This window comes from Streptomyces sp. TM32 (assembly GCF_004122755.1).
Classification (GTDB): domain Bacteria; phylum Actinomycetota; class Actinomycetes; order Streptomycetales; family Streptomycetaceae; genus Streptomyces; species Streptomyces sioyaensis.
In genome coordinates this window covers 1-11,383 of sequence record NZ_SDIG01000192.1, presented here as the reverse complement: position 1 = coordinate 11,383, position 11,383 = coordinate 1, and the positions used below count along the sequence as shown (strand labels likewise).

Annotated in this window: 6 protein-coding genes; all 6 read right to left on the bottom strand. The window is 77.3% G+C overall.

Features of this window, described 5'->3' with window-relative positions; all coding sequences use genetic code 11:
* Positions 1 to 123 precede the first annotated feature (123 nt).
* Positions 124 to 2,847, bottom strand: coding sequence for an FtsX-like permease family protein (locus EST92_RS27915; protein WP_129283516.1), 2,724 nt, complete (start codon positions 2,845 to 2,847; stop codon positions 124 to 126).
* 43 nt (positions 2,848 to 2,890) lie between these two features.
* Positions 2,891 to 6,319: an FtsX-like permease family protein gene (locus EST92_RS27910; protein ID WP_129283515.1), complete on the bottom strand. Its 3,429-nt coding sequence runs from the start codon at positions 6,317 to 6,319 to the stop codon at positions 2,891 to 2,893.
* Positions 6,320 to 6,456: 137 nt separating this feature from the next.
* Positions 6,457 to 6,861 carry a globin gene (locus EST92_RS27905; protein WP_006605582.1) on the bottom strand — a complete coding sequence of 135 codons (405 nt, stop codon included), beginning with the start codon at positions 6,859 to 6,861 and terminating at the stop codon, positions 6,457 to 6,459.
* Positions 6,862 to 6,991: 130 nt separating this feature from the next.
* Complete coding sequence (locus EST92_RS27900; protein ID WP_129283514.1) at positions 6,992 to 8,554, bottom strand: FHA domain-containing protein; 1,563 nt, start codon at positions 8,552 to 8,554, stop codon at positions 6,992 to 6,994.
* Positions 8,555 to 8,614: 60 nt separating this feature from the next.
* The gene (locus EST92_RS27895; RefSeq protein ID WP_129283513.1) at positions 8,615 to 9,964 is read right to left on the bottom strand and encodes a VWA domain-containing protein; all 1,350 of its coding nucleotides are present in this window, start codon (positions 9,962 to 9,964) and stop codon (positions 8,615 to 8,617) included.
* 133 nt (positions 9,965 to 10,097) lie between these two features.
* Positions 10,098 to 11,383 (bottom strand): PP2C family serine/threonine-protein phosphatase (locus EST92_RS27890; RefSeq protein ID WP_254069059.1); only part of this gene is annotated, 1,286 nt, incomplete at its 5' end.

Genomic DNA, 11,383 nt, shown 5'->3' with positions numbered 1-11,383 from the left:
TGACCACACGGCCCTATGACGCCACACCGCCCGAAGACACACCGCCGGCGGCCGGTGCTCCCTCGGGGGCAGGGGCCGCCGGCGGTGTGTCTTCGGGCGGTGTGGCGTCATCGGGCCGTGTGGTCATCGGGGGTCTCCCGCTCTCAACTCGGTGCTCTCGCGGCGCCGTCCGCTCAGCCAGGCCTGGGCCAGGACCACCACAAGGGCCAGGGCGAGCACGCCCGCCGACGGCAGCAGCAGGGACGCGGGGTCGGTCGGTATGCGTACGGTGCCCCGCGCGCCGCCTTCCGGGGCGCCGGGGAGGGCGAGGGGGGTCAGGTCCATCCCCGGGCCCAGCAGCCGGATCGCCGCGGCGCCGCCCAGCGCGCCCCCGAGGGCCGCGAGCAGCGCCTGCGGCAGCGCCTCCAGGACCAGCAGACACCGTCCCTGGGCCGGTGTCAGGCCCATCGTGCGCAGTCCGGCCAGGAGTTGGGTGCGCTGCGGGGCGGCCTGGAGCAGGGACAGGAGCAGGGCGAGCAGGGCGAAGCCGGCACCGGCCACGACGGCGGCGGTGTAGAGGCGCTCCGCGCCCTGCTGGAGGGGCGAGTCGGCCAGCTCGGCGCGTGCGGCGGAGCGCAGGGTCAGCCGGGTGGGCAGCGAGGGCGGTGTGTGGGTGTGGACGGCGGTGCGCAGTGCCGTGGCGTCGAGGGCGTGGCCGGACAGCAGCAGGAGGGAGGGGCCGTTGGCGGGATCGGCGTAGGTGTCCGGGTGCAGCCGGGCCACGCTCCGGGAGTTGAGGAGGACGAAGTCGCCGCCGGGCTGCGCGGGAGTGTCGCTGCGGACGACCTGTGGACGGATCACCAGCTGGCCGAACTCCGGCTGCAGGGCCATCGGTGCGCGCCCGAAACGGGTCACGAAGCTGGGCGAGACCAGCGCGGGCAGCGGCCGGTCGCCGCCGGGGTCGGCCAGTTCCCGCGCGTCGAACGCGCCCAGGCCGGTGGCGCGGGCGAGCCGGGCGTAGGCCTCGGCGTCGGCGATGACCAGATAGAGCGGCGGACCGCTGTCGTCGGCGGCCTGGATGCTGATCCGTACCGGTACGGCGTCCGCGACGCCCGGCACCTTGCCGACCGCGCGGCGCAGCGCCTCGGGGAGGGCACGGCCGGCGGAGATCCGGGCCTCGGCGCCGACCGCGGTCAGCGCCGCGTGATCGCGTGCGGTGGCGACCCCGGCGAGCACCGAGCCCCCGAAGGAGGCCGTGATCAGCGCCACCACCAGGGCCAGCAGCGGCAGTCCGGCGGTGGCCGGGGCGCGCCCCGCGCGGGCCAGTGCCAGGAACCCGGTCAGCCCGGTGGTCCGGGCGGCGGGGCGGGCGGCCAGCCGCAGCGGGAGGGGACAGAGCCGTATCAGGAGCAGGGCGGCGATGGCCGCGATCAGTACGGGGGCCGCGCTGACCAGGGCGTCCACCCCGCCGGCCGCCGTACTCCGGCGGCGCAGGGCGAGCACCGCGCCCACCGCCAGTACCAGCACGGTCAGTTCGGCGACCGTACGGCGCCGGGAGGGGCGGGCCCGGACCAGGTCGGTCCGCTCGGCGGGGCGGGGCCGGCGGTGGGCGACGCCGGCCCGCAGCGGCAGGGCGAGCGTGCCCAGCAGTCCGGTCGCGGCCGCCGCCAGCAGCGAGGGCAGCACCCGCTCGCCGGGCACCAGCAGCGCCAGACCGCCGCCGGCTGCGGCCGCGGGCAGCGCCACCGCCGCGGTCTCCGCCGCCAGGTGCCCGGTCAGCCCGGCAAGCGAGGCGCCGCGGGCCCGCAGCAGGGCCAGTTCGGCGTGCCGGCGGGCCGCAGCCAGTGAGGCGGTCATCAGCAGCACCACCGAGGCCACGGTGCCGATTCCGCACGCGGCCACCGCGACGACCGGCGCGATCGCCGCCCGGGTCCGTGCGAAGGAGTCCAGCAGGCCGTCCACCGGGCTGTCGGCCAGCGCGCCGGCGCCCGCGACCGTGCGCAACCGGGCGAGGGCCGCGCCGTGTTCGAGGGAGATCACCCTCTCCCGCAGCAGCGGGGCGTCCCGGGCGGTCAGCGCGCCGGGGTCGAGGGGGTAGCGCCAGAACTTCTCCGGCTCGCCGGCGGCCGGCAGCGCCGGTCCGTCCTGCGGCGACAGCAGCAGACCGGCCCGCCAGTACCGCTGCGGCGGCGGGCCCGGGGAAACCTCCTGGCGGGCGGTGGCCATCAGCGGGTCCACCGCCCAGTACGGGCCCCGCTGGGCCCGCGGGGCGAGCAGCCCGCAGATCCGTACCGTCAGGCCGTCCAGATGGAGCCGGCTGCCGAGGCGCAGCCGGAGGGTCCGGGCGGTGGCGACGGTGACCGCCGCCTCCAGGGTGCGCGCCCCCGGCCGCGCGGCGTGCGGCAGCCGGCCCTCGGTGACGGTGGCGTGCCCCTCCAGACCGGAGGCCGCGTACAGGGAGAAGAGGGGGGCGGGACCGTCCGGCCGGGGCAGCCAGGAGTCCCGTGCGGCCGGGGCCTTGGTGGTGCGGACGCCGTGGACGGCGTCGCGCCCGGCGATCCGCAGCGGGGCGGCGAACTGCCCCCGGATCGCCCGGTCCTGGCGCGCGAGCTCCGGCCCGGCGTAGGCGGCCGCGGGGTCGCCGCCGGTCAGGTCCGCGCGCGAGACGGTGATCTCCACCGTCCGCTGGGCGGGCGGTACCGAGCCGAGCGCATGGCGCACCCCCTGGGTCTCGTACGCCTCCACCCCGCGCGGGAACGCCGCCGCCAGGAAGGCCGTGACCAGCACGAGCGCGCCCAGCGCCAGTGCCGCCGCGCGCGAGGCACGCAGCCGGGCGCGCAGCCAGTCCGTCCGGGGCAGCGCGTTCACCGGCGCTCACCTCCTCCGGCGGGGTCCATGGCGTGCCGGGTCATCACCGTGCTCCTTGGCCGCGCAGGGCCCGCACCGGGTCGCCGGGGCGCAGTCCGAGGGCCGCGACGACCAGTAGCGGCACCGCCGCGACCGCCGCCAGCAGCGCCACCACCGGGCCGGTCGGCAGCTCCACCAGCACCGGCGGCCGCGGTCGGCCCGCCTGCTCGGTGAGCACGACCAGCGGCACGACCGCCCGGGTCAGCGCCGTGCCGAGCGCCGCGCCGACGCCCAGGGCCAGCGCGATCAGCACGCCCTGTTCGGCGGCGATCATCCGGGCCGGCTGCCCGCGCGGCGCCCCCAGGGCACGCAACACCGCGAATTCGCTGGACCGTTCGCGGACCGAGGCGGCGGCACCGACCCCGAAGCCGACCGCCGCCAGCGCGACGGCGGCCACGGCGGCCGCTCCCAGGGCGGTCTGCGGCCCGAGCCCCAGCGGATCGTCGTGCAGCTGCCCGGCGATCTCGTCGCGGACCAGGACCTGGTCCGGGTCGGTGTCCGGGCGGGCCCGCAGCGCCTCGACGACCCGGCCCGTCGCGCCCGGCGCGGGGCGCAGCCACCACTCGCCGGCGGTCAGCGGCGGGGCGCCGCGGTCGGACAGCGCCTCGTTGACGGCACCGAGGTCGACCAGCAGGCCGCCGGTGGCCGGTGCGTCCGCCGGTCCCGGCAGCGCGCGGACCGCACGGACGATCCGGGCCTTCAGCGGCTGCCCGTTGACCGGTATCTCGACGACCGAGCCGGCCGTCGATCCGCTGGCACGCAGAAATGCCCCGGTGGCGACGGCGGCGAGCGGTGGCCGCGCGGCGTGCGCGGCGGTGATCCGCACCGTTGTCATCGACGCACCGAAGGGGTCGAGCCGGGCACCGGTGTCGTAGGTCTGGGACAGCAGTCCGCCGCGCGGGACCTCGGCCCGGCCCGCCTTGGGGCCGAATGCCTGGCCCACGGAGGTGCTGGTATCGGTGATCCTCGGCTGCCAGCGGAGCGCGGCGGGGGCGGCGAGGGGCCGGGGCGGGCCGTCGCCGGCGGTGGTCTCGGCGGCGGTGACGGTGAGCTGCTGCCGGTGCGCGACCGGCGGCTGGTCCAGGCCGGCGACCAGGCCGGTCAGCCGCAGCGGACCGGCCGGGCGGCCCGCCGGGGCACCGGCCGCGGCGGCGAGGTCCGCGGTGAGGGGGTGCGGCCGGCCGTCGGCCGCGAGCGAGCCGAGCGGGAGGGCGTACGGGACGCCGTGGCCGTCGGTGAGGAGGGCGGAGAGGGTCGCGGGCACCGGGCCGGTGTCCTGCGGCTCCGTGTCCGTGTCGGGCATCGGCGGCCGCGGGGAGGGCGGCAGCGTCCGCAGCGAGCGCAGGGTCGCGGTCAGTCGTAACCGGTCGGTGTGCGGGGGCAGTTCCATGCCCGCCGGGGGCCCGGCGTGCGGTGCCACCGCGCGCAGCAGCCGGTCCGCCGCCGCGCCCGCCGGGTCGTCCGCGGCGCCGCCCACCAGATCGCCGCGCAGCAGCAGCGCCCCCGCAGAGTGCCGGGTGTCCAGGGCGAGCAGCGAGGAGTTCTTGCCGTCCGGCAGATCGAGCCCCGTCAGCCCGGCGGGCAGCGCCGCGGCCACCCCGGGCACGTCCGCGTACGCCCCGCCCTGGCCCCACTGCGGGGTCCGGCTCGCCAGGACGCGCACCGGTACGGCCGCGCGGACGTCGGCCTGGTCGTCCTGCGAACGGTCCCAGGACGCGCCCTGGCCGATCGCCAGCATGCCCAGAGCGGTGGCCAGCACCAGCAGCAGGACGGGGCCGGCGGCGCGCTGCGGGCGGCGGCTGAGCTGCCAGCCGGCCAGCGCCGCGGCGAGCCCCCGCCCACGGGCCGCGCCCCGCTCGGCGAGCCGCGCGGCGAGCGGCAGCAGCCGCAACGTCAGCACCGTCCCGGCGAGCAGCGCCAGCGCCGGGGCGGCCACCAGCACCGGATCGATACCGAGTTGGCCGGTGGTGTCCCCGGTCAGCACCCCGCTGCCCGCACCGTCACCCGCCGTCTGCCGCTGGAGCTGCCAGAAAGCGACGCCGGCGATCACCAGCAGCCCGAGGTCCGCGCCCGTCCTTCCCCACGCTTTCCACTCCGTCCGCGCCGCGGCGGGCCCCGTCGCACCGGGCAGCGCCCGCGCCCGCCGGGTCTGCGGAGCGGCCGGGCCGGTGCGCAGCAGCGCCGGTGCGGCGACCGCGAGGGCGCAGCCCAGCGCCACGGCGCCGCCGGTCAGCCAGGTGGCGCCGGTGAGCCCGGTGTCCAGCGGCAGCCCGATGCGGGCCGACGGGCCGTGGCCGGCCAGCAGATGCAGCAGGGGGCCGGTCAGCGGCGGCGCGCCGAGGGCGGCCGGCGCGGCCAGCAGCAGCGACTCGGCCAGGGCCAGCCCCGCGATCCGCCGCCGGGACCCGCCCCGGGCCCGCAACAGCGCCGTCTCGCCGGCCCGTTCGGTGCTCAGCATCCGGGCGACCAGCAGCAGGGCACAGCCGGCCAGCAGGATCAGCTGCAGTGCGACGATCAGGATCGTCGAGCGGTTGACCAGCAGCGCCCGCTGCAACTGCCCCAGCGCGTCGGGAAGGCCGGTGGTGGCGGTGGCCTGGCCCGCGAACGCCGGATCGGCCATCAGCGCCTTGGGTGCGGCAGTTGCGGCGGCGCTCAGCGCGGTCAGCCGGTCCGCGGTCAGCGGGCGGAAGTCGGCGGTGGCGAGCCAGCCCACCGAGTCCTGGGCGACCCCGCCGCCCCGGGCCGCCCCGTCGCGGAACGCCGCCGGATCGGTGTACAGCGGCCCGTAGGTGGTGAATCCGAGGGTGCGCACCCCGCGCCCGCCGAGGTCGTCGAGCTTCCAGTACGGGTCGGCGCGGTCGGTGGGCCGGTAGACGCCGGTGACCTCGACCGTCACAGGGGCGGCGCCGGACAGCCGGTTGTCGAGGGTGAGTCGCCGGCCGGGCCGGATCCCCAGCCGGGCGACCGCGGCGGCCGGCATCGCGACCGGCAGCGGCCCGCGCCGGACCGCTGTGGGCCAGTGGCCGGCGGTGAGGGTGAGCCGGGAGCGGTCCAGGGCGGCGAGCTGGGTGAGATCGGGCTCGTCCTCGGGCGCGGGGGGCGACCGGAGCGTACGGGGCAGGGCGTACGGCCCGGAGCGGACCAGCGTACGGACCGTGAACGGCAGCCCGTCGAAGGCCTGCCGGGCGCCCCGGGCGACCGCCCGGTCCGCCGACTGTCTTTGCGCGGCGGGAAGTTGGGCCTTCACCTGGAGCGCGGCGGCCGGTGCGGCGCGGGTCCGCAGCGCCTGCCGCAGCCCCGCGTCCCCGATCGCGCCGGTGAAGGCGGTCAGTGTCGCGAGCACCGCGGTGGTGAGCAGCACCGACAGCAGGGCGGCGGTCAGCAGGAGACGGTGCGCCCGCACCCGGAGAAGGACGAAGACAAAGCCGGACACGGACCCCCCTTGCCGCGCTCAGCACCACACAGATGAACGAATGGTGGCAGACGAGGGGGGTGGGCGGAGTGGGCTGTGGACGGTCTTGACCGGATCATGACGGCCGTGGCCGGGCGCCGGCCGGTGTGAGGTGCTTCTCAGTCCGCGGAGTTGATCATCGTGGCGGCCGCGTACGTGAGGTAGTTCCACAGCTGCGTCTCGTGGGCCTCGGACAGGCCGAGGGAGTCCACCGCCTCGCGCATGTGCCGCAGCCAGGCGTCGTGGGCGGCCCGGTCGACGGTGAACGGGGCGTGCCGCATCCGCAGCCGGGGGTGCCCGCGGCCGTCGCTGTACGTACGGGGGCCGCCCCAGTACTGCATGAGGAACAGCGCGAGCCGCTCCTCGGCCGGGCCCAGGTCCTCCTCCGGGTACATCGGCCGCAGCAGCGGGTCCTCGGCGACTCCCTGGTAGAAGCGGTGCACCAGGCGCCGGAAGGTCTCCTCGCCACCGACCTGTTCGTAGAAGGTCTGCTCCTCAAGCGTGCCGCGTGGAATCTTGTTCACCCGTCCATGGTGGCAGACACCGCGACCGAGGACTCCAGTCGTAGGACGCAGCGGGCGCCACGGGGCCGCACATGCCGCCGGGGCGTGATCGATCGATCACGCCCCGGGGTCGCCGGCCGCCGGCGGCGGCTCAGCCGCGGCGGACCGTCAGCGTCGTCCACGCGCCGACATGCACCCGGTCGCCCTCATGGAGCGGCACCGGGACATAGGGCTGGATCGGGTCCTCGGCGAGGTTGATCGTCGTGCCGTTGGTGGAGTTCTGGTCCACCACCGCCCAGCTGCCGTCCTGCTGCTGCACCAGCAGCGCATGCTGGTGCGAGACGCCCGGGTCCTCCGGAGTGCTGCCCAGATCGATGTCGGGGGCCTCGCCGGTGCTGTTCCGGCGGCGGCCGATCGCGATCTGGCCGTTGGCGAGCGGCAGCACCTGCTCGGGGGAGTACGCGGGCAGGTTGAGCCCCGCCGCCTCCGGGCCGCTGCGGCCCATCATCGCCATGAAGTACTCGCGGTCCGGCGCGATCGCCACCACCCAGCCGTTGCCGACGACCGGCTGCGGACCCTGCGGCGGTGCCGCGGGACCCTGGCCGGTGCCGGGGCCGCCCTGCCACTGCTGGTCCGGTCCGGGCTGCTGCGGCGGCATCTGCTGCTGCTCGTAGTGGCCCTGCTCCTGCGGCGGGAACGGCGCCGGCGGCTGCTGCTCGAACGGGGCCTGCGGGCCCGGACCGGGCGGTGCGGGCGCCATCGGCGGCGGCGCGGCCTGGGCGCTCGGCGGGTTCAGCGTCCAGTCGTCGCCGCCCTGCTGCTGCGGCGGGGGGCCGGGCTGACCGGCCGGGCCGGGGCCGGGCATCCCGGGCGGCGGGCCGGGCTGTCCGGGGTAACCGCCGAGTCCGGGCTGGTCAGGGAAGCCGCCAGGGGCGGGCTGACCGGGGAAGTCCCCGGGGCCGGGGCCGGGCTGGCCGGGGAAGTCGCCGGGGCCGGGCTGACCGGGGCCGCCCTGCGGCATGCCCTGCTGCTGCGGGGGCTGGGGCTGCTGGTGCTGCGGCGGCGGGAAGCCGTAGCCGTCCTGGGGGCCCGGTGCGGGCGGCGGGAAGCCGTAGCCGCCCTGGCCGCCCTGGGGACCGGGTGCGCCCGGCGGCGGACCCGGCTGCTGTCCGGGCGGCGGCGCGTAGGACGTCGGGGAGTTGGTGAGGAAGTTGTAGCGGCACCCCTCACAGAACGGCGCCATCGCCTCGCGGGGCGTACCGCACTGCGGGCAGGTCTCGGGCTGCCCGGCGCGGTCCGGGCCGGGGCCGGGTGCGGGCGGCGGGAAGCCGTAACCGCCTTGGCCGCCCTGGGTGCCGGGGCCGCCCGGGCCCGGTGCGGGTGCGGGCGGCGGGAAGCCGTAACCGCCCTGGCCGCCCTGGGAGCCGGAGCCGTCGGGGCCGGGCGCGGGGGGCGGGAAGCCGTAGCCGCCCTGGCCGCCCTGGTTGTCGGGCGCGCCGGTGCCGGGGCCACCGAAGCCGGGGCCGGGACCACCGGGCGGCGGGCCGGCCTGGCCCTGCGGCGGGGCAGGCGGGCCGGGCGGCGGGGTGGGCGGTGCGTTCAGGAATCCCGCAGGCAGGGAGGGCGGCGGGGGGACAGCGCCCGCCATCCGCTGGCCGCACACCTCGCACCAGTCTTCGGCCACCGACTGGTGGCCGCTCGGGCAGGTCGGCATGTCGGTTCTTCCCCCTCCGTACCGATTTCTCGCGGTGGTACTGCTCGGTACTGATCGTGGCTATTTCTTCACGCGAACGGTCTTGGTCGAGCGCGTTTCGAGAGTCTTCTCGTCCGCCTCGGCGACCGTCGCCTTCAGTCGCACAGTACCGGTCGCTGCATCGACGACGTCCACCACCTTCGCAAGGAGTTTCGCAGTCTCCTCGTTGCCCGAGCTTCCGGCCAGCTGTACCGCGCGGCCCAACTTCGCCGTGGCGATACCGGTATCGCCCGACTTGCGGGCATCGAGCCCCTGTTGGATCGCTTGTGCCAGTTCCGCTTGTCCTGTGTAGTGCGCCACCTGCGGATTGATCGAGGTGGAGGCGGCCGCGTCATCCGTCCACACCGCCCGCACGAGCGCCTGCGACAGCGGCCGCGGCGACGGGCCGGCCGGGTCGCCGTCCGGCCCGGCAATGATCAATGACACACGGGCGGCCAGCATTTCCTGGCCGACGCCGGCCGCCGGAACGCGGACGCAGAGGTGGTAGTCACGGGACTCGTCGCCCCAGGAGCCGGTCGGATAGTCCCCCGATCGCGGCCCGGACTCCCGGCGCCGGCCGGTCAAGTCCGCCACCGTGGGCGCCACTTGCTTGACGAAGACGGTCTCGGCGCCCAGCGGCGTCCACAGCCGCAGCCCGACATCGGCGACTTCTTTGCCCATCGCCGTCTCCATCATCCGTGTGAAGTCGGCGGTCAGCCCGGCCGGATCGGCGACGATGTCGGCGGTGCCCAGCAGCGCGGCGGCGATGCCGGTGACCTCCGTGACCTCCCAGTCCGTGCCCACGCCGCGGGCGTCACAGGTGAAGGAGCCCTGGCAGGCGTCCAGGGCGGCGCGCAGTTCCTGCGGCGACTCGTGCTCGTTGCGGCCGTCGGTGAGCAGGATGGCGTGCCGGATGCCGGCCCCGGTGGACGACAGCAGCCGTCGGGTCAGCCGCAGCCAGCTCCCGATGGCCGTACCGCCGCCCGCGCCGAGTGCGCGCAGCGCCTCCCCGGCCCGGGCGCGGGTGTGTGCGCCGGCCACGGCCAGCCGGCCGCCGCCGGGGTAGACCTCGACGGCCCGGTGGGTACCGGCCACCACCGCGAAGCCGACCCCGTCGCGCACGGCGTCGAGGGCGGCGGCCGTCGCCTCGCGGGCGCCGCGCAGCTTCGCCGGCGGATGGGCCATCGACCCGGAGCAGTCCACCATGATCACCACGCCGGCGTCGGGCCGGCCGGCGCCGCCCGCGGGCACCGGCCGGCCGCCGGTCGTCCCGCCCCCGGTCGCGGTGACCGTGACGACGGCGTGCACCTCACGCCCGCCCTCGGGGAGGTAGGGGTTCTGGTGGACCTCGGCGGAGAAACGCGGCACAGGGGACTTGGCGAAGTGGGCCATCCGTTGCGCTCCTTGAGACGCCGTGACCGGCCGGCCGGTGCCCGTGGTGCGTGGTGCCGGGACCGTGGTGCGTCGTGCGGGGCACGGGGGCCGCGCCGCCCAGCGGCGTCCGGCTCATTCGGTGGTGAGCAGGTCAGGCCGATCCTGCCCGCCCGGCCGGTGCGGGGAACGGCACCAGCGCCACTGTTACGTTGTCGTGCCCGCCGCCGTCGAGGGCGTGGGTGACCAGTGCCCGGGCACCGTCCAGCGGCCTGCTGGGGGCGTCGTACGGCAGCGCCGCGGCCATCTGCTCCGCGGTCTCGGCGTAGTTCCACAGCCCGTCGGTGCACACCACGACGATGCCCGGACCGTCCGGTTTGAACGTGGCGGTGTGCGGCTCGACCTCGTAGGCGTCCGCGCCGAGCCAGCCCGTGATGGCGTGGGCCCGCTCGTCGGCGTTGGCCTCGGCCTCGGACATCAGGTTGTTGGCGACCATCTGGGCGGCCCAGGAGTCGTCCTCGGTGAGCCGGGCGGGCGGCGCCGTGCGGTCGTTGGGGATCCAGTAGGCGCGGCTGTCACCGACCCAGCCGATGGTCAGCAGGCCGCCGCCGACCACCGCGCCGACGAAGGTGCAGGCCGGAGCGTTCTGCTGACGGTGCTCGTCCTGCGCGGGCGGGTCGTCGTCGGCCAGCGCGTCGACCGCCGAGGAGGCCGCCATGATGGCCTCGTGCATGGCCTGCTGGGGGTGCGTACCGCGGGGCAGGGAGGCCCGCAGCGCCTCACCGGCCGCCTCGGACGCGGCGGTGGAGGCCGCGTCCGGACGGGTCGCCGAGGAGACGCCGTCGCAGACCACCGCGGCCACGGCGGGGCTGCCGTCCGGGAGCGTGGCGGCCCGCAGGGCGAAGAAGTCCTCGTTGCGGTGGTGGCGGTGGCCGCGGTCGCTGACCGCCGCGACACCGCCCACCTCGCTCTCCATGTGGTCGCGGGCGGGGGGCTGGGCCTGGCCGCACTGCAGGCAGTAGCCGTCGGCGTCCGGGGCGCCGGACCGGCAGGCGGTGCACAGCCGGGTGCCGTGGGCAGGGGTACCGGTCGGCCCCGTCGCACCGGGCTGTGCAGGGGGCGCGCCGGGCTCGGGAGCCGGCGCACCGGGCTCCGCGTCCGCCGCCGCTCCGTACCCCGCCACCCGCGGGTCGACGGGCGGCGGCGGGGCGTCGGTCACCGCCGCGGGGCCGGGGACCGCCGGCGCATGACCGGGCACCGGCGGGGCGTGCCGCGGCATCGGCGGGGTGGCGGGGTCCCCGTACGGGAGGCGGGCCTGCGGGTCGGGCGGTGGCTCCGCGGGAGCGGCGGGACCGGCCCGCCCCGCGTCGCCGGGCGGTGCGGGCGGCCCGGGAGGCATCGGTGGCGCGGGCGACCGTACGCTGTCTCTTATACACATCT